Here is a 19,540-nt window from a genome sequence, read left to right on the forward strand (position 1 = left end):
AAAGAAAAAGTGTCGAATTGGAGTGTTCGTCTTTGTATTCAAATTTTATACCAAGTGAGTTCGTTAGAAGTGTATTTCATATAACACCTGAAATGTTGAAGGAAAAAGGTGTTAAAGCAATTATTACAGATTTGGATAACACATTAGTAGAATGGGATCGTCCAGATGCAACACCTAAACTAATTGAATGGTTTTCTGCGATGAAAGAAGCTGGAATTCAAGTAACCATTGTTTCAAATAACAATGAATTACGAGTGAAATCGTTCGCAGACCCATTAGGGATTCCTTTTATATATAAAGCGAGAAAGCCTTTAGGAAAGGCTTTTCGTCATGCGCTGAGTATAATGTCTGTAAAAAAAGAGGAAGTTGTAGTTATCGGAGACCAACTCTTAACAGACGTTTTCGGAGGAAATAGACAAAAGCTCCATACTATTTTAGTAATACCGGTTGCAAAATCAGATGGATTTGTTACCAAGTTTAACCGGATGGTTGAAAGAAGAATTTTTAGTTACTTGGACAAAAAAGGACAAGTTACATGGGAGGAAGAAGCGTGACAGAAGCACCAAAGTGTATCGGTTGTGGAACAGTTATCCAAACCGAAGTTGTAGGAGATCCGGGATACGCTCCTGTTTCATCCCTAGAAAAAGAAGATATTATTTGCCAACGTTGTTTTCGATTAAAGAATTACAATGAATTACAGCCTGTATCATTAACTGACGATGACTTTTTAAGAATATTAAATGGCTTAGGCACGCAAAAAGGTTTGATTGTTAAAGTTGTTGATATATTTGATTTTAACGGAAGCTGGCTACCAGGCTTACATCGTTTTGTCGGGAACAATCCTATACTATTAGTCGCAAATAAAGCAGATTTATTACCTAAATCAGTTAAGAAAAACAAAGTAATCAATTGGATGAAGCAAGAAGCGAAGAAATTAGGCCTTTCTCCGATTGATGTTTTGTTTGTTAGTGCTCATAAAGGTACGGGAATGCCTGAAGCTATGGACGCAATTGAACATTATCGTAAAGGTGAAAATGTCTATGTTGTAGGATGTACTAACGTCGGGAAGTCTACTTTTATTAACAGAATTATTAAGCAGGCCACTGGAGAAGATGCAGTAATCACTACGTCACATTTTCCCGGAACAACTTTAGATATGATTGAAATACCTTTGGATGACAAAAAAGCACTTTATGATACGCCGGGGATTATTAATCATCATCAAATGGCTCATTACTTAGATCCGACTGAACTTAAATTCATCACGCCTAAAAAAGAAATAAAGCCTAAAGTTTTTCAGCTTAATAATGAACAAACTCTTTATTTGGGTGGATTATCCCGTTTCGATTTTATTAAAGGCGATCGTTCAGCATTTACTTGTTATATAGCAAATGATATTCCAATTCATCGTACTAAGCTGGATAACGCTGAAAACTTATGGAAAGAGCATCGAGGAGAGTTATTGTCACCTCCTTCGGAGAAGTTTACAGATTTACTGCCTCCATTAGTTCGCCATGAATTCAAGATTAAAGAAGACAAAACAGATATCGTGTTTTCAGGACTTGGATGGATTACTGTGCAAAAAGGTGGAGTAATTGTAGCGGCTCATGCACCTGCAGGAGTAGAAGTGTCCATTCGTCCATCTCTTATATAGGGGGAAATACTATGAAGAAATGGTTTGCAGTTATAGGAAATCCGATTGCTCATTCGTTATCTCCATATATGCATGATTATTGGCTTTCGTCACAAAATATTAATGCTAGCTATATTCCCATACAAGTCGAGGATGGAAAGCTTGAGCAGGCTGTACAATCTTTAAAGCTACTAAGCTGTAGTGGTTGGAATGTTACAGTGCCATATAAGGAGGCAATTATTCCTTTTTTGGATCAAATAGATGAGTCAGCCGTAGGAATCGGTGCAGTTAACACAGTAGTAAAAACAGAGAGTGGACAATTTGTAGGTTATAATACCGATGGCTTAGGATTTATACGTTCTTTGGGTCAGACCGAGAACACAAATCGTATATTAATTCTTGGTGCGGGAGGAGCAGCAAGAGGTATCGTTTATGCCTTTAAGCAGCTGGGCTATCAAAAACTATCTATTGCGAACCGTACGAAAACCAACGCAGAAAAACTCGTACATGAGCTCCAATTTGGACAAGCTATAACTTTTCAAGAGGCAGAGGAACAATTGCAAACATTTGATATTGTAATTCAAACTACACCTCTTGGCATGAAAAATAACACTAAAACGCTTCCCATAAATTTAAAGGGGATAAAAGAGAATGCAATTGTTGCTGATATTGTATATAATCCTTTAGTTACCCCTTTTTTAGAGGAAGCAGAAAAATATAATGTTCGAACAATTAATGGACTAGGTATGCTTGTACATCAAGGTGCCCTAGCCTTTTCATATTGGAACGGAAGTTATCCGAATACCAATGATATGATTCAACGATTGACAGAGCAATTAGGAGGATAATATGTTAACAGGTAAGCAAAAAAGATTTTTACGTAGTCAAGCGCATCACCTTTCACCAATATTCCAAGTAGGTAAGGGTGGCGTTAATGATGCAATGACAAAGCAAATAAGTGAAGCTTTAGAAGTGCGTGAATTGATCAAGATCAGTATCTTACAAAACTGTGAGGATGAAAAGCAAGAAGTTGCAGAAGCTCTTGCAAAAGGTGCTAGAGCAGAGCTTGTTCAGTTAATTGGTTTAACGGTAGTTCTTTATAAGCCTTCTAAAAACAATAAACGAATTGAGCTTCCTAAAGCGAGTAAGGCATGAAAAAAAAAGTAGGGATATTGGGAGGAACATTTAATCCTCCACATATTGGCCATCTAATCATTGCTAACGAAGTGTTTCATGCACTGGGTTTACATGAAGTGAGACTAATGCCAAATGCAATTCCCCCACATAAGTCAAAAGATATACGCATTACTTCTGAACAACGCTTAAAAATGCTAGAAATTGCTGTTACTGATATAGCTTATCTGGCTATAGAAGAAATAGAGCTTATTCGAGGTGGAACCTCTTATACATTTGACACTATGAAAATTTTAGCAGAACGGGAAGCAAATACTGATTTCTATTTCATCATTGGTGGGGACCAGGTAGAATATTTACCAAAATGGCATCGTATAGACGAGCTATTAAAAATAGTTCAACTTGTTGGTGTTGCAAGACCAAGCACCTCTATAGCGACTGCATATCCTATTACTACAATAGATATACCCCAAATCGATATATCTTCTACTGTCATACGAAAACGTTTGGAGAACGGAGAAACAACGAGGTTTCTTCTCCCGGATAACGTAAGAGATTACATTGAAAAGGAGAAGCTTTATGAGATTTGAACACATTCTAGAGCAAATGAAAAATCGTATGCCGGAGCGACGTTATATCCATACAAGAGGTGTTGCAGAAACTGCTATTGAACTAGCGGATAAATACGGAGCAGATACAAAAAAAGCAGAAATTGCCGGGATTTTACATGACAGTGTGAAATATGCCGAAAAAGAGTGGTTGAAAAGTATAATCATATCTGAAAACATGGATGCAAAATTATTAGAATTTCACCATGAATTATGGCATGCTCCGGTAGGAAGCTACGTTGCGAAAAAAGAATTTAATATCGATGATGAGGACATACTAAATGCCATAAAATTTCATACCACTGGCAGAGCTGGAATGTCTGATTTAGAGAAGATAATTTATATTTCCGATATGATAGAACCTAGTCGTAATTTTCCAGGAGTAGAGGATTTACGAAAAATAGCGAATATAGACCTAGAAGAGGGCATGCTAAGTTGTGTGCAGCATAGTATGGCATTTCTAATAAAAAAAAGACAGCCGGTTTTTCCGGATTCATTTCATTGTTATAATGACTTGATACAAAAGAGAGGAAAAGTGAAAGAATGACTTCAAACAAAACATTAGTCGAGATTGCTTATAAAGCTGCCGATGATAAAAGAGCAGAGGATATTGTTATATTAAATATGCAAGGGGTATCATTACTTGCTGATTATTTTCTTATTTGCCACGCTAACTCTGATCGTCAAGTTCAAGCGATTGCAAAGGAACTTTTTGACCAAGCGAGCAAAGAAGGATACAACGTTAAACGCATGGAAGGCTTTGATGAAGCACGTTGGGTATTAGTGGATATGGGCGATGTAGTAGCTCACGTATTTCATAAGGATGAGCGTTCTTATTACAACTTAGAGCGCCTATGGGGAGATGCTCCTATGATCGAAGTAGGGCAAGATGCTTAATGTCAACTTATGATCAGTTTGCCTTTATCTACGATTCGTTGATGTCAGATATACCATATGACAAGTACGCCGAATGGGTGCAGGATAAAGCACCAGTTTCGGAAAATAAACGACTAGTGGATATAGGCTGCGGCACAGGAGTACTAAGTGTAAAGTTTGCAAAAGCTGGCTATGAGGTTATCGGCATTGATTTATCTGAATCAATGCTGACTGTAGCCCAAAACAGAAGCCTTGAGGAAAACGTTAACATTTCTTTTTTGTGCCAATCTATGGCTGAAATAGATGGGATAAACGATGCAGATATAGCAGTAATAGCTATAGATTCTATCAACTATCTAGAGACCTTAGAAGAGACAGAACAGACCTTTGCTCGAGTGTATGATTGTTTAAATGATGGAGGTCAATTGTTTTTTGATATCCACTCATTATTTAAAATGGATAATATATTCCTAGAAGGACCTTTTACTTACGAGGATGATCAAGTGGCATATATTTGGCATACAGAGCAAGGCGAGGAAGCTCATTCTATCTATCATGATATAACCTTTTTTGTACGTGGAGAAACTGGCTACTATGAGCGATTTGAGGAATCTCATTTTCAGCGCAGCCACCCTTTAGAAATATATTTTGACTTACTCCAAAAGAGTGGGTTTTCTAACGTCTCTGTTTCAACCTCTATTTTTGGCGAGCAGTCAGAGGATGAAGTAGAGCGGTATTTTATTCATGCAATAAAATAATACTTTTCAAAAAGAGGTAAATTTGGTATATTTTGTATAACTCCATATAATTTACCTCTTTTCGAAAGAGGATGATTGCATTGAATTCCAAATTTAAATTGATACAGATTAAGAAATTTCTGCTACCAATTATAGTTTTAACCTTTCTCCTGTTTGTTTTAATCCAAAAGCAATTTAACTCAGCAAACCCCTCCGCTGAGGAAATTCAACCTTCCCTATTAACTAAATCTAAATTCCCTGAAGAAGAAACAACTGAATACGAAGAGAATACCACTATTTTTGTCGAGATTAAGGGCGCTGTTTCAAGGCCTGGAGTCTATGAGCTAGAAGTTGGTGACCGTGTTTTAGAAGCTATCTCACTTGCTGGAGGCTATAAGCCAGAAAGTGATAGTAAAATGATTAATCACGCTCAAAAAGTGGAGGATGAAATGATTATTTATGTTCCTGAGTTAGGTGAAGTAATGGAAGACTCATTTAACATCACCTCATCCAATTCTTCTGACCAATTAGTTAATATTAACAAAGCAGATGTACAAAGTTTAACTACTCTCCCAGGAGTTGGCCCATCTAAGGCTGCAGCTATTATTACCTATAGAGAGGAGAGTGGGGGCTTTAAGGTAAAAGAAGACTTGTTAAAGGTGACAGGAATAGGTCAGAAGACTTTTGAGAAAATAGAACCCCATATCAAAGTGAATTAAATGACCATATTGAAGTTTAGCCACTAAAGCACTAAACTTAAAGAAGTACTAGTATGGGAGGTATTTATATGGAGCGAATCACTTGGGACCAATTTTTCATGGCACAAAGCCATTTACTTGCTTTAAGAAGTACATGTACTCGGTTAGCAGTTGGAGCAACGATTGTTCGAGATAGACGTATTATGGCTGGAGGCTATAACGGTTCAATCTCTGGTGGAGAACATTGTATTGATCATGGATGTTATGTGGTGGACAATCATTGCGTAAGAACAGTACACGCTGAAATGAATGCATTATTACAATGTGCAAAATATGGTATTACTGTAGGTGGCGCAGATTTATATGTTACTCATTTTCCATGTTTGCCATGTACAAAATCGATTATTCAAGCAGGCATTTCAAGATTATATTATGCACAAGACTATAAAAACAACGACTATGCGATTGAATTACTTAACAAAGCAGGAGTAGATGTTATTCATGTTCCTTTTGATGAACGCAAAATTGATTTTTTGAGTGATGAAAAGGTAAAACTTTATATGGAGCTAATTGTAAAGCTTAAGGAGAAGGGCGCAAGTGAAGAAGAATTATTGCCATATGAAAGGAAGGTGGCTGAATTATTTGGATTGGAGCAATCCGAGGCAATGTAATATATTTTGCAATGTCGATTTTACTGGCCACTATAGCTGCTTTTGAATCGACATGGCTATTGTTCTTTTTTGTAATCCTATTTTGCTGGTTTCTTTATAAGCAAATTCCTATACTTTTATCTGCTAGTATAATAGCTATTGGGATTTGTACATTTTTCTTTGTAGAACTAGATAATCCTGAAAATATAGCTAAAAACGATGTAAACACTATCACATGGACAGATAATTATCGTATTAATGGTGGCTTTATAAGAGGTTTTGCAGCTTCTGATTCCGGTCAAAGGTGGTATGTACAGCTTAAAATATCAGATGAGCAGGACAAGGTTTTTTTCTCAAACTATTCTCTAACTGGATGGGAGCTTCAAGTCAAGGCTAACTCACCGTTGGATCAACCCCTAGCTCATCGATATGCGTTTGACATGGAATCCTATATAAAAAGCCATGGAGCGGTTGGTCAATTAAATATTGATGAATACGAGCTGCTAAGTAAAAAATATAGTTTTCGAGTTTATATGGCTGAGCAACGATATAGGATTAAACAGCATATTCAAAGGACCTTTCCTAATTCTCTTCAAGCGGAGGCTGAGGCTCTACTAATTGGCAGTAGAGAAAGTATGCCACTTGAACTTCAAGATGCCTATCAAACATTAGGAATAACTCATTTATTTGCTATCTCAGGCCTCCATGTAGCATTAGTTGTGCTGCTTCTTCATGAAGTGTTAATACGTCTTGGAGTACGAAGAAAAACAGCTAATTGGTTATTAATCATTCTTTTGCCGCTTTATGGGCTTATTGCTGGTGGAGCGCCTTCAGTGTGGAGGGCGGTATCTGTCACAGAAATTCTATTAATAAGCGGTCTTTTCAAAAGAAAGCTTGTCATTTCTGACGCATTTTCTTATAGCTTTATTGGTTTTCTTCTTTATTCTCCATGGATAATTTATCAAGTAGGATTCCAGCTTTCCTACTTAGCTGCTTTTTCTTTAATATTTTCCGCGAGCCTGTTAAAACTAGGGCGCTCTTATATAACTCAATCATTTATCTTAACAGCTGTTTGTCAGCTTATAGTTTATCCTATTTTAATATATCAATTCAACGAAATTTCTCTATCCTCTTTTATAGCCAATCTTTTGTTTGTCCCTCTATTTTCATTTATTGTACTTCCTATCAATATTATTTTACTTTTAATCACCTTTCTTTCTCCATCTATATGTAATCTTGTTTTTTTATTCTACGAACCAATTCGCTTATTACTGGACGATTTTATCCTCTATATAGGATCGTTTCCATATCAGGTTTGGAATCCTATTCAACCGAAAGTTTGGTATGTAGTAATAGTATATGTGAGTGTCATTACCTTTTTTATTCTATTGGAAAAAAAGAAATCTATAAAGAATGGCTTGCTCATTCTTTTTACCCCAATCATTGTATTGCAACTAGCGCCATATTTAGATTCTTCGACTCGAATTACCTTTTTAAATGTAGGACAAGGAGATTCTATTGTTATTGAAATGCCTTATAGAGAAGCAGTCATTATGATAGATACTGGAGGTGTGCTTAGATTCGACCAAGAGGCTTGGAAAGAGTCTAATAACAAGTACGAGGTTGGAAGACAAGTTGTTGTTCCCTTTTTAAAGGGAAGAGGGATAAGGAAAATTGATACAATGGTGTTATCACATGCAGATGCAGATCATATGGAGGGCGCCGAGGAGGTACTTCAAGAAGTTAAAGTTGGAGAAATACACATTACACCTGGATCCTATGAAAAAGCTGTTATGCATGATTTAAGAGAGGAAATAAACTTAAAGCAAATACCTGTCATAGAAAAATTTACAGGTGAGAGCATTGAATCTTCTTACTATAACCTATCTTATTTATATCCGATGGATAACATATATGAAGGAAATAATGATTCATTAGTTTTATTGATGAGTAACGATTATTTTAAAGGGCTTTTTATTGGAGATTTAGAAAGGGAGGGAGAAATAGTATTAAGTTCTGTTTATCCTGACATCCTCCAGGATCAGACTGTACTTAAGTTAGGACATCATGGTAGTAAAACATCTAGCACGCAAACTTTTTTGGAAGTGGCTAATCCTCATTTGGCAGTTATTTCAGCAGGCTTTAACAATAGGTATGGACATCCGCATTCTGAAGTCTTAGAACGATTGCATGCTTTAAAAATTCCATTTTTGCAGACCGGTATAGACGGAGCTATAGAGATAATTATATCAAAAGAGGGAGAAGTAACTATTTCTACTCATTAAAATTTAAAAGAAAAAAGGGTTTTGTCTGTGAAAGACAAAACCCTTCTCGTGTATTATCGAGAAACAAACTCGATAACTACTGCAATAATAAACATAATGGCAAAAAATCCAAAGGAGACTACAAAACCTACGCCAGAGTCGATTGCGTCATTACGTTTCGACTGTACATTTTGTTCAAATTCATTCATTGTTAACCCTCCTATTTCCACATAATTATAAAGGATAGTGCTCAAAAAATCTACATACAAACTTTCTTATTTCCTTTTAATTATATAATGTCACAAAGTTTTCACCATATTTACGCTATAATATATATATCTAAAAGTAGTAAGGAGCACCAACATGATTTCAGAAAAGTGGATGGAGATTTCAAAAGGAAATATTTCAAATGTATATTTATTATACGGAACAGAAGCATATTTCATAGAAGAAACTATAAAAAAATTGAAATATAAACTTGAGGATGAGGGAGAGCCAGAGATTATCTACTTTGATTTAGAGGAAAGCAATGTAGAGCAGGTTTTATACGAGGCAGATACACTTCCTTTTTTCTCAGATAAAAAGTTAATTATCGCGAAAAATACATTCTTCTTAAAAGCTACCGAAAAGGGAAAAGAGAAAATCATTCATGATACGGCATTGCTGGAGAACTGGCTAAAAAATCCTTCTCCCTCCGCTATAGTAGTTTTTGTAGCACCGTATGAGAAGCTGGATGAACGGAAGAAAATCACAAAGGCGATGAAGCAGGCTTCCAATGTCATAGAGGCAATGAGTTTACAGAATCATGATTTAAAAAGCTGGGTATTACATGAAGCTTCAAATGAAGGGAAAAGTATATCAGAGGAAGCGATAAACCGTTTAATTGAAAATGGAGGAACAAATTTAGTTCACTTAAAAACGGAAATCTCTAAAATTGCCACTTATATTGGCGAGGAACAAGAAATCGATGAGGAAACTGTTAAGTCATTACTGGTTCGTACCCTTGAAGAGGATGTTTTTACACTGGGGAATGCTTATTTAGCAGGCCGAAAAAGTGAAGCAATTGAGATTTATCATGACTTATTGAAGCGAAAAGAAGACCCTTTAAAGTTAAATGCGCTTATAGCTACACAGGTGAGATTAATGATACAAGTAAGCCATTTGAAGAAAAAAGGCTATCATGCCCAACAAATTGCCACTCAAATGAAGGTACATCCATATCGTGTGAAGCTATTGTTCGATAATCCATTGCTTCATCAAGAGGAGAAGCTGATTCACACATTAAATGATTTAGCTACTGTCGATCTTCAGTTGAAAACTTTAAGTACAAATAGAGATCGTATTTTAGAATTGTTTTTATTGAAGTAGTAGAATTAGTCTGGTTTTGGCCTGCTCCAAACGCTAATCTTAATTTTTAGCAGTGCAATTACATTTATATGTCATCTAATTCTCTAGATTAAAGATTTTTGAAATCAAACTAATTGTCGAATTATTAATATAAGAAAGCAAAAAAATAAAGACTGACCGAGTTTGAATTCGGATCAGTCTTTTTTTATTACGCTTTTTTCATTAATTGAGCTTTCTTACGAGAAGCTGCGTTTTTATGAATTAAACCTTTAGAAGCTGCTTTTTCAACTTGTTGAATTGCAGTCTTAATAAGTTCTTTTGCGTTTTCATCGTTATTAAGTGCAGCAGTGTCAGCTTTTTTTACAGCAGTACGCATAGCTGATTTTGCTTTTGCATTTTGAGCGTTTAAAGTCTCGTTTTTCTTAACACGTTTGATTGCAGATTTAATGTTTGGCATACCTTTCACCTCCTAATAAGGTCTGAGATGATACATTTTTTTGTTGGTAACAGTTTATACAACAAGCATTATTTTAACAAACGAAAAAACAAATTGCAATATATAAATGCAAAGAATATTTACTTGACACTTTGAACAAACTATTTTAGAGGTGATTATAATGTGGGGAAGAACAGATTTAATCGATGAATCGGAAGAAATGGTGAAACACCGTACAGAAAGTCAGAAAGCTAAATTAGACAATTCAGAAGGTATTAAATTTGATGAGGGTCGCAATGGAGCGGTACTTATTACTTCTATTGAAGTGAACGAAGAGGGTGAAAAACAGATTGGCAAGAAACAAGGGAAGTATATTACCTTGACTGATCTGACCCTTAGTCCACACGATGAGAAGAGTTTTGAAAACATGGCGAGGACTTTTATTGACTATCTTCGAGATATGCATAAGGAATTTAGTTTAACAGAAGAATCCAAAATATTAATAATTGGACTTGGAAACGCGACAGTCACACCGGATGCCATTGGACCAAAAGCAATTGAATACCTACAAAATTCTTCTTTGACTAATAATGAAAAAGTGAAAGTTGTTATGTATGCTCCAGGTGTAACTGGTCAAACCGGATTTGAGACAAGCGATTTTGTCAGTGCCATCAGCGAAGCATTTAAGCCTGATCTTATTCTTGTGATGGATGCTTTAGCTGCAAGAAATAGCGAACGTCTTTGTAAGACTATACAAATTACAAATACAGGTATACACCCTGGCTCTGGTGTAGGTAACCAGCGCAAGGAAATATCAAAGGAAGTTTATGGTGTTCCTGTTACAGCAATTGGAGTACCAATGGTTGTTGACGGTCCAGTGTTATATGCAGATGCAGTTGAGCAAGTCATTCATCACGTGGCAGCACGCGTGGAGGAAAAGGGAAAACCTTCTTCTGCCCTATCTGTTACTCCAATGGTTTCAAATAAGACTAACATCGATAAAAAAGTGCTTGAGCCTATTTTTGGAGAATGGGTTGGTTGGTCTACTGAAGAGAAAAGACAATTATTTGAGGAAGTTTTTGTTGGAAAAAATCCTTCTTTATTTGTTACACCAAAAGAAACTGATTTATGGGTAGAACAGTATGCATATATGCTTTCCACAGGCATTGAAACATGGATTACAAGTAAATAGGTCGTTCTAAAATTCCTTCTCTTCTCATACGATTGTGTGAGGAGAGTGGAACCTATGACTAATACCTTAAAGAAGCTGACTAGCATTTTATTACTCTTATTTTTAGCCCCTATCATCATTGCAATAATCCAAACACCTCTTATGACCGAAACGACAACGGAAAAAGTAACTGAAAAGAAAAAAGAGGAAATACCTGTTGTATATGCAGCGCAAATTGAAACACCCCCTGTTACTCAGACACAAACGGTAGCAGAAATTTTGCCACCTCGAAAAGCTTTCGTCTATTTTACACATTGGCAAGAAGCATTTAAACCAATATTAGCTGCCAGTGGAGAAAAGATCGAGATATATCATCAAGAAAAGAATATTACTAACTTTCAAGAACAAATTACGGCTCAATTTGCTTTTCATCAAGTAGAAACAGAATTCCTATCACTTGTAAATCCATCTGAAACTAAAAACTATAATTCTGTAAGACCTTTTGTGAAAGATGCATTATCCCAAAATAACTATGATATTATTTTAGATATTCATAGAGACTCTGCAAAGGCTGCAACCACTACTTTACAGGTTGGAGAAGAGAGCTATGCCAAGCTTATGTTTGTCGTTGGAGGAGAACATGAAAATTATAAATGGAATCTCCAGCTAGCAAATAAGTTAACAGAAGAGCTAAATACATTGGTTCCGGGAATTGCTAGGAAAGTAACTGTTAAAGTCGGTGATGGTGTAGATGGAGTATATAATCAGGATCTCAATAAAAACTCTGCGCTCATTGAGCTTGGTGGAATTGACAGTACAGAAGTGGAGTTAAATAGGTCAATTGCTATATTAGCGAAAGCTATTTCAAATATTCTTAATGAACAAGTAGTATCTTAGCGTAGTGGAATTGTTTAAAGGGCTAAAGAGGCACCAGTTTGAAATTCAACCCATAATGGATCTTAAGAAAAACATATAAATAAAAGTATGCCGGGAACTCAAGTGTTCTCGGTATTTTTTTGTGGAAAATAAATGTGTCTCTTTTGATGTAGTTTTTTGCATTATGAAGTAATCAATTTAGAACTAGCAAACTAATTATTCGATATGTTGCGTTAATAGCTTAAGCTTAATAGATTTTGCTGAATACAATAAATATAGGGATGCTTTTACGCTAGCTATATTAACAGATGGTTGTAAATTGCAAGCCTATCTATCCTTTAAAAAAAGGTGATTACAAACTTAAAGTGAATTGAGGTGAATAAAATATGGTGGTATCACTTGAAGAACTGATAAAACGCTCCATTAATCGAATGGGAGCTGTTCATCCTTCTCTAAAGGAATATACAATTGAGCTAATAAAACGTTGTTACAGTGAAGGTATCTATATACAAATATCCTCTGGATTTCGTTCCAAAGAAGACCAAGCATATATTTATGGTCAAGGAAGACCGAACTTCATTTGGAATGGCAAAAAATATGGCTCAAAGGGTAGTATAATCTCCAGTGCAGCCCCAGGAACGTCCATTCACAATTATGGACTGGCTATTGATTATTTTTTAGTTACTGATGACGGAAACAAATCAATTTGGACAGTTAATGAGAAGTGGAAACGTGTTGCAGAAATCGCAAAATCTATGGGCTTTGAATGGGGAGGAGATTGGACAACCTTTAAGGATAACTCGCATTTGCAATATAACAAAGGTTTATCCATTGCTCAATTGAAGGCCGGGCAAAGGCCAATCTTTCCTTTGATTAAGGCAGATGATAAGGAAGTTACAGACACTGCTAAAATCATGTGGGGTAAAACTGAGCTTAAAAAAGGTCAAATAGGTAAGCTCACAATTTTGAAGCCCATTAATCTGTGGACAGAAAAAGGGGGAAAGCTAGTAGAGGTACGAATTTTAAATCCAGGAGAGGAATATCGGGTTTATAATTATCGAGAGTTACATGGGGGTCAATATAATGTTGGGGATAACCATTGGGTAACAAAAATGGATGGATATATTAAATATGAAACACCATCCAAGGCAATTCTTGATCAACTAAATGGGAAATGAGAAAAGCCTCGCTCACTTAACGTGGGTGGGGCCTCTTATTAGTTTCATAATTCTATATTTACATTAACAACCACGAAGAAAAGGTATTTATGTTATTTGGGAAGAGAATCTTTTTTGAATGCTATAGTGAAAAGAATTCGAGAGAGTATGTCTATCTCAACCTAAAGCATTAATAACAAATTTAAATAAGTTCTACCATAGAGGTACGCTATTCTCTTATATTTGCGTTTTACGGAGTTATAAAAAATAAGTTGATAAAATGGATCCAACTAATTTTTGTGATCTTGTATTGAGTTAAAAATGGCTTTTAATAGAGTCGTATAATTGTTATTTTCTATTTAGATTTTGATCTATGTTAGATGCAACAGTATAGAGTAAAAGAGACAGTTCAAATAAACTTGTCTTAAGTATCCCTAAAAATAATAATGCATAGTTGATTTCCGATGAGGAACGGTAAGTCGTACGAAAATCACTTGCGTTTGATTATGTATTAACTGTTCACTTCTTCCATAGAGTCAGCGCATGTCACTACAATCTACCAAGTGACAAAAGTTCGTATTTTAATGATAATTGCTGTTTATGAAAATTAACTTTAAAATATTTCATTTATTTATTCTTAATATGTAGTTAAGTTGTCCTAAACAAATCAAGCTTCTATCGAATAAACTGCTTAAGGACTAAAGATACTAAGAAAGTCACTAGAAAGGTTGATAATACTAAATTATGAAAACCATTATTTTTATAGGTAGTAATAAATCGGGTTCAAGTAGGGAGGCAATAAAAGCTGCTGAGAGGCTAGGTTTTTTTACTATATTGTTAACAGATAGGGAATTGCTATTTAAAAACAGGCCTGATTTTCCCGATGTTCATCAATTGGTCTTTGTTGAATTGACTAATTATAATTTGTTAAAGGAAAATATAAAAGCAATACAATCACAAGGGAAAAGAATAGAAGCTATATTGAGTTTTATTGATCCTTACGTCCATGTAGCGGCTCAACTCTCAAAAGAATTTGAATTGACTGCTGTCCCCCCGGAACCTTTAGCGAAAATGGAGGATAAGCTTTTAACACGTGAACTATTAAAAGATCTTCCTGTCTCCCCCTATTTTGCAAGGATTGTAAAAGATGACTCTTTAGAAGACTTTATCGATAGACAAAAAGAGTCATTTCCTCTCATTGTAAAAACACCCGTATCATCTGGTTCTAAAGATGTTTTATTTGTCAAAGATGAAGAAGAATTAGTTCTCTCCATTAATAATCTATTTAAAAAAGGAAGTAATGAAGTCTTATTAGAGGAATATTTAGATGGACCTCAATATTTGATTGAAGCTTGTGTTTACAATGGTGAAGTTCATATCATTGCAGTCCTTGAACAAGAAATTTCTTTCTTAGAACGTTTTATTATTACAGGTTATTCTTTGTTAGGGGAAATGGATAAAGCCTTTTATAACGATATATATAAAACTGTGTGTTTGATTTTAGAGCGTTTTGAAATGGAAAATGGATCTTGTCATTTAGAAATGCGATTAATTAATAATGAATGGAAATTAATTGAAATAAATCCTCGTATTTCTGGTGGCGCAATGAATAGAATAATTGAACTAGCATATGGAATTAATTTGGTTGAAGAGACAATAAAAATATTTTTAGGACAAGAGCCTAACTTCGAAAAAAAATACAGCAGGTTTGTGTATGCTCAGTATTTAACGAGTCATTCTACAGGGAAATTAATAAAGGTCACAGGAAAAAATCGCAGTTCCAGGCTACCGGGAGTAGAGGAAGTTTTTATAAAGCCTAAAAAAGGGAAAATACTCCATCCACCTCTATCCATGGGGGATAGATATGGTTATGTATTGGCTTCTTCAGACAATAAAGAGGAAGCAATGAGCATTGCGAAAGATGCCGCAAAAGAAATTCGTTTTTATATTGAACCAGTATAACTTTTGGAGTGAATAATAATGATTAGTAACGGAGAAACAAACTCAAATGAGGGCGAATCAACCAGTAACATTATATCCATATTGAAAACGGTCTACGAAATGCAAGTCAAGGCAAAATTACCAATCTTTAAAGGTATACTTCACGATACCATTCCAATTGTATTTAATTCTTCTGTCGCTACTGAACCTTATTTTGCTTACGGTATAACCTCAACTTGTCAAACCTCATTTAGAACTTGCTTTTTCCGTGTTGAAGACCTAGTCCACTCGATTGTCCATTTATCATTATTATATCCATTTGATATAGAAGGTAATTATAGTGATACTATGCGCATGCCTTATGGTTTAGAAAAAACGCAAATTAATGTGTTTGTATCCATTCAAGATTTTTGCAGTATCCAGTGCATCAATCCGAACTTAATTAATCGTCAAAGTATAATAATTGGAGATAAATGGTGACACAAAAATAAATTTTTTATAAATAATTATCAGTGATATTTTGTAAAAGGAGTTGAGAAAGACATCATGACTTTAATCGGTATGATGCATCATCGAGCGGAACCAGAGAAAGTAAAGAAGGCATACGCCTATTCGGTTGTAGCTAAAGCAGAAGGGGTGGAGTTTTTTTACTTTACACCAGGGAAAGTGGATATTAAAAACAAAAAAATAATGGGTAAATATTATGAAAATGGTATGTGGATTGAAAAGGAATACCCTTTTCCAGACGTTATTTATAATGCGAGTTATCCCTTAAGTAAAAAAGCAGAGAGAATAGTCGACTATTTATCTGAAAGCATCCCATTTACAAGTCATTCAATTGGAAGTAAATTGAGTGTCTATAAAAGGGTTACGAAAGGTGAGGAATTTAAACAATACCTGATTCCTACACTCGAACTAACAAGTGTCAAAGATTTTCTGGATATGATTAATTTATATTCAAAGATTATTATGAAACCAACTTCTGGACACCAAGGCGAGAGCATTCTCTTCATTGAAAAAGAAGAGGATGAATTCAAAATTAATGACGCGGGTAAAATCTCAATATATACGAAAGAAGAGTTGCTAGACTTAGTATCACATAAAATCCAAGAACAAGAATATATAGTTCAGAGGTTTATATCATGCCAGATAAAATCAGGTCATGTATACGACTTACGTTTGCATGTTCAAAAAAATGGAGAAGGCAAATGGGTCATAACATCGATTTACCCCCGTATTGGACCATTAGGAAGTATTACATCAAATTTAGGTAGTGGCGGTTATACTGCTTTTCTTGATCGCTTTTTGCAAAAAGAGTTTAATGATGACTGGTTTAATATTAAAAGAGAACTTGAGCATTTTTCGTTAAGCTTTTCTAACCATTTTGATGCATTATACGATGGTTCTCCACTCGATGAATTAGGAATCGATGTTGGAATCGATGAAAACCAAAGACTATGGTTATTTGAAGTAAATTGGCGGCCAGGAATTCCAATAATATTTAATAGTGAGTTAGATGTAGCGAGAAATACGATTCATTACGCCAAGTATTTAGCTCTTAATAAAAAGAAATATTCTTGAATTGAGGTTTAGAGAAGTCAAGCTGCCTATATTTTTTGAAAAAGCACATTTCTTGTAAGACTGTGTACAACATTGAAGAACTACACTAGCTAAAAGAAGACAGTTAGGCTTAAGAAAGTGATTTTGAAAGAAAAACAAAATTAAAGCTTCTCTTCAACTAAAATGTGCTTAGTTGAAGAAGGAGTTTTAAAAAAATAATCATTTTAAACCTGTATTTTGAATACCCCAAAAAGAACATTTGTACAATGTAATCTCGAAGTGCATTTATTTTTGTTGTCAACACATGATCGAAAATTTCAGTGAATACCTAATGATTAAAAAAGTTAGTTATCATAATTTCTAATAAAATACTTACTCATTCCTGTACATTCGCCCCTGTTATATATATTTTTGTTGCCCAATATAGCTCGATTATGCTTATTAAAGAATGTAATTTTCCATAGAATGATATTCCTCCATTCATTCAAAACATTGAAATATAAGGGTTTTAAGCTTGTTGTTGTTGTAATATACATTCTTTTCATAGTATAATTCATAATAGTTTAATTAGGAGTGAACATGCATGAATAATGAAGAAAGATTGGCACGACAGAAAAAAATCCGTAATTTCTCGATTATCGCTCATATAGACCATGGGAAGTCGACACTTGCGGACCGTATTTTAGAAAAAACGAAAACTTTAACATCTCGTGAAATGAAAGACCAACTGCTTGACTCTATGGATCTTGAAAGAGAACGAGGAATTACGATCAAATTAAATGCAGTACAGCTTAAATACTTGGCACAAGATGGGGAAGAATATATTTTCCACTTAATTGATACTCCTGGACATGTCGATTTTACATATGAGGTATCTCGAAGCTTAGCAGCCTGTGAGGGTGCTATATTGGTTGTCGATGCTGCACAAGGTATTGAAGCTCAAACATTGGCAAACGTATATCTAGCTCTTGATAATGATTTAGAAATTTTACCAGTTATCAATAAAATAGATTTGCCAGCTGCTGATCCAGAACGTGTGAAAAAGGAAGTTGAAGAGGTAATTGGTTTAGATGCTTCTGAAGCTGTGCATGCATCAGCAAAAGCTGGAATTGGTATAGAAGAGATTTTAGAGCAAATTGTGGAGAAGGTTCCTGCACCAACAGGTGACCCGGAAGCCCCACTACAAGCACTAATTTTTGATTCTCTTTATGACCCTTACCGTGGTGTAATTGTCTATATCCGAATCATGCAAGGAACAGTTAAACCGGGAGACCGCATTAAAATGATGTCATCTGGCAAGGAATTCGATGTGGTTGAGACTGGAGTATTCACACCAAGAACGACACAACGTGATGAACTGACAGTAGGGGATGTTGGCTTCTTAACAGCTTCTATGAAGGATGTCGGTGATTCAAGTGTTGGGGATACCATTACTTTAGCGGATAATCCAGCTACAGAGGCATTAGCTGGTTATCGAAAAATGAACCCGATGGTATTCTGTGGATTATACCCAATTGATAATTCAAAGTATAATGACCTTCGTGATGCTTTAGAAAAGCTACAGCTGAATGACTCTGCATTAGAATTCGAACCAGAATCCTCTCAAGCTTTAGGATTTGGTTATCGTTGTGGTTTCTTAGGACTATTACACATGGAAATTATTCAAGAGCGTATTGAAAGAGAGTTCAAAATTGACCTTATTACTACAGCGCCAAGTGTTATCTATAACGTAAAACTTACTAGCGGTGATACACTTAAAGTAGATAATCCTTCTATGATGCCAGATGTTCAAAAGGTTGACTCGATCGAGGAGCCTTATGTAAAAGCTTCTATTATGGTTCCAGAAGATTACGTAGGATCAGTTATGGAGCTTTGCCAACGTAAACGTGGTAACTTTATTACAATGGACTTTCTATCATCTGCACGTGTAAATATTATTTATGAAATTCCACTTTCAGAAATAGTGTATGATTTCTTTGATTCGTTAAAATCTAGCACTAAAGGATATGCTTCCTTTGACTATGAGCTTATCGGCTACAAGGAATCTAAACTTCAAAAGATGGATATTTTATTGAACGGCGAAAAAGTAGATGCATTAAGCTTTATTGTTCATAAGGATTTTGCATACGAGCGTGGAAAGCTTATTGTAGAAAAGCTGAAAGCCTTAATCCCAAGACAGCAGTTTGAAGTACCTGTTCAAGCAGCAGTAGGACAGAAAATTATAGCTCGTTCTACTATCAAATCTATGGGTAAAAATGTTTTAGCTAAATGTTACGGTGGAGATATTTCTCGTAAACGTAAGCTTCTTGAAAAACAAAAAGAAGGTAAAAAGCGTATGAAACAAGTAGGATCTGTGGAAGTACCGCAAGAGGCGTTTATGGCAGTTCTAAAAATGGATGAGCCAAATAAATAATTTTTGTTAACCTAACCATGGAGAGGCGCATCAGCTCTC

At 35.2% G+C, this 19,540-nt stretch carries 21 protein-coding genes; 19 read left to right on the forward strand and 2 right to left on the reverse strand.

Annotated elements, in window-relative coordinates:
- The first annotated feature begins 32 nt into the window (after positions 1–32).
- The 11 genes from ACQKNZ_RS09615 (at position 33) to ACQKNZ_RS09665 (ending at position 8,621) form a co-directional block, all read left to right on the forward strand.
- Positions 33–554: a YqeG family HAD IIIA-type phosphatase gene (locus ACQKNZ_RS09615; RefSeq protein ID WP_144535811.1), complete on the forward strand. Its 522-nt coding sequence runs from the start codon at positions 33–35 to the stop codon at positions 552–554.
- On the forward strand, positions 551–1,654 hold the full coding sequence (gene yqeH, locus ACQKNZ_RS09620) for a ribosome biogenesis GTPase YqeH (RefSeq protein ID WP_144535813.1): 1,104 nt from the start codon (positions 551–553) through the stop codon (positions 1,652–1,654). Before ACQKNZ_RS09615 ends, yqeH begins: the two co-directional genes overlap by 4 nt.
- An 11-nt stretch (positions 1,655–1,665) precedes the next feature.
- Entirely contained in the window at positions 1,666–2,481 is an 816-nt protein-coding gene (gene aroE, locus ACQKNZ_RS09625) for a shikimate dehydrogenase (protein ID WP_427659391.1), read from the forward strand.
- Position 2,482: 1 nt separating this feature from the next.
- Positions 2,483–2,788, forward strand: coding sequence for a ribosome assembly RNA-binding protein YhbY (gene yhbY, locus ACQKNZ_RS09630; RefSeq protein WP_144535817.1), 306 nt, complete (start codon positions 2,483–2,485; stop codon positions 2,786–2,788).
- Positions 2,785–3,357 (forward strand): nicotinate-nucleotide adenylyltransferase, encoded by a 573-nt coding sequence (locus tag ACQKNZ_RS09635; protein ID WP_144535819.1) that lies wholly within the window; start codon positions 2,785–2,787, stop codon positions 3,355–3,357. Before yhbY ends, ACQKNZ_RS09635 begins: the two co-directional genes overlap by 4 nt.
- A complete protein-coding gene (gene yqeK / locus ACQKNZ_RS09640) occupies positions 3,347–3,922 on the forward strand; it encodes a bis(5'-nucleosyl)-tetraphosphatase (symmetrical) YqeK (RefSeq protein WP_144535821.1) in 576 nt (191 codons plus the stop codon). The genes ACQKNZ_RS09635 and yqeK overlap by 11 nt, the downstream gene beginning before the upstream one ends.
- On the forward strand, positions 3,919–4,272 hold the full coding sequence (gene rsfS / locus ACQKNZ_RS09645; RefSeq protein ID WP_144535823.1) for a ribosome silencing factor: 354 nt from the start codon (positions 3,919–3,921) through the stop codon (positions 4,270–4,272). Before yqeK ends, rsfS begins: the two co-directional genes overlap by 4 nt.
- Positions 4,272–5,009 carry a class I SAM-dependent DNA methyltransferase gene (locus tag ACQKNZ_RS09650; protein ID WP_427659394.1) on the forward strand — a complete coding sequence of 246 codons (738 nt, stop codon included), beginning with the start codon at positions 4,272–4,274 and terminating at the stop codon, positions 5,007–5,009. The genes rsfS and ACQKNZ_RS09650 overlap by 1 nt, the downstream gene beginning before the upstream one ends.
- An 80-nt stretch (positions 5,010–5,089) precedes the next feature.
- On the forward strand, positions 5,090–5,707 hold the full coding sequence (locus tag ACQKNZ_RS09655) for a helix-hairpin-helix domain-containing protein (protein WP_427659396.1): 618 nt from the start codon (positions 5,090–5,092) through the stop codon (positions 5,705–5,707).
- Positions 5,708–5,775: 68 nt separating this feature from the next.
- Positions 5,776–6,357, forward strand: a complete 582-nt coding sequence (locus tag ACQKNZ_RS09660; protein ID WP_340863360.1) for a ComE operon protein 2 — start codon at positions 5,776–5,778, stop codon at positions 6,355–6,357.
- 11 nt (positions 6,358–6,368) lie between these two features.
- The gene (locus tag ACQKNZ_RS09665) at positions 6,369–8,621 is read left to right on the forward strand and encodes a DNA internalization-related competence protein ComEC/Rec2 (protein ID WP_427659398.1); all 2,253 of its coding nucleotides are present in this window, start codon (positions 6,369–6,371) and stop codon (positions 8,619–8,621) included.
- A 53-nt stretch (positions 8,622–8,674) separates the two neighbouring features.
- Here ACQKNZ_RS09665 and ACQKNZ_RS09670 read toward each other — a convergent pair whose 3' ends face one another.
- Positions 8,675–8,809, reverse strand: a complete 135-nt coding sequence (locus ACQKNZ_RS09670) for a YqzM family protein (protein ID WP_144535833.1) — start codon at positions 8,807–8,809, stop codon at positions 8,675–8,677.
- 154 nt (positions 8,810–8,963) lie between these two features.
- Between ACQKNZ_RS09670 and holA the strand changes: the two genes are divergently transcribed.
- Positions 8,964–9,968 carry a DNA polymerase III subunit delta gene (holA, locus tag ACQKNZ_RS09675; protein WP_427659400.1) on the forward strand — a complete coding sequence of 335 codons (1,005 nt, stop codon included), beginning with the start codon at positions 8,964–8,966 and terminating at the stop codon, positions 9,966–9,968.
- 187 nt (positions 9,969–10,155) lie between these two features.
- Here the strand turns inward: holA and rpsT are convergent, their stop codons facing one another.
- Positions 10,156–10,404, reverse strand: coding sequence for a 30S ribosomal protein S20 (gene rpsT, locus ACQKNZ_RS09680; RefSeq protein ID WP_144535837.1), 249 nt, complete (start codon positions 10,402–10,404; stop codon positions 10,156–10,158).
- A 160-nt stretch (positions 10,405–10,564) separates the two neighbouring features.
- On the opposite strand from rpsT, the gene gpr reads away from it, so the two are divergent.
- The 7 genes from gpr to lepA all read left to right on the forward strand — a co-directional run bounded on the left by gpr (position 10,565) and on the right by lepA (position 19,501).
- A complete protein-coding gene (gpr, locus tag ACQKNZ_RS09685; protein ID WP_144535839.1) occupies positions 10,565–11,575 on the forward strand; it encodes a GPR endopeptidase in 1,011 nt (336 codons plus the stop codon).
- 54 nt (positions 11,576–11,629) lie between these two features.
- Positions 11,630–12,451, forward strand: a complete 822-nt coding sequence (gene spoIIP / locus ACQKNZ_RS09690) for a stage II sporulation protein P (RefSeq protein WP_144535841.1) — start codon at positions 11,630–11,632, stop codon at positions 12,449–12,451.
- A 365-nt stretch (positions 12,452–12,816) separates the two neighbouring features.
- Positions 12,817–13,608 carry a M15 family metallopeptidase gene (locus ACQKNZ_RS09695; RefSeq protein ID WP_427659402.1) on the forward strand — a complete coding sequence of 264 codons (792 nt, stop codon included), beginning with the start codon at positions 12,817–12,819 and terminating at the stop codon, positions 13,606–13,608.
- Between the two features lie 723 nt (positions 13,609–14,331).
- A complete protein-coding gene (locus tag ACQKNZ_RS09700; RefSeq protein WP_427659404.1) occupies positions 14,332–15,549 on the forward strand; it encodes an ATP-grasp domain-containing protein in 1,218 nt (405 codons plus the stop codon).
- A gap of 18 nt (positions 15,550–15,567) precedes the next feature.
- Positions 15,568–16,008: a hypothetical protein gene (locus ACQKNZ_RS09705; RefSeq protein WP_427659406.1), complete on the forward strand. Its 441-nt coding sequence runs from the start codon at positions 15,568–15,570 to the stop codon at positions 16,006–16,008.
- Positions 16,009–16,074: 66 nt separating this feature from the next.
- A complete protein-coding gene (locus tag ACQKNZ_RS09710; protein ID WP_427659408.1) occupies positions 16,075–17,109 on the forward strand; it encodes a YheC/YheD family protein in 1,035 nt (344 codons plus the stop codon).
- Between the two features lie 562 nt (positions 17,110–17,671).
- On the forward strand, positions 17,672–19,501 hold the full coding sequence (lepA, locus tag ACQKNZ_RS09715) for a translation elongation factor 4 (RefSeq protein ID WP_144535845.1): 1,830 nt from the start codon (positions 17,672–17,674) through the stop codon (positions 19,499–19,501).
- Positions 19,502–19,540: the final 39 nt, after the last annotated feature.

Source organism: Psychrobacillus sp. NPDC093200, assembly GCF_050280345.1.
GTDB classification, from domain to species: Bacteria; Bacillota; Bacilli; order Bacillales_A; family Planococcaceae; genus Psychrobacillus; species Psychrobacillus faecigallinarum.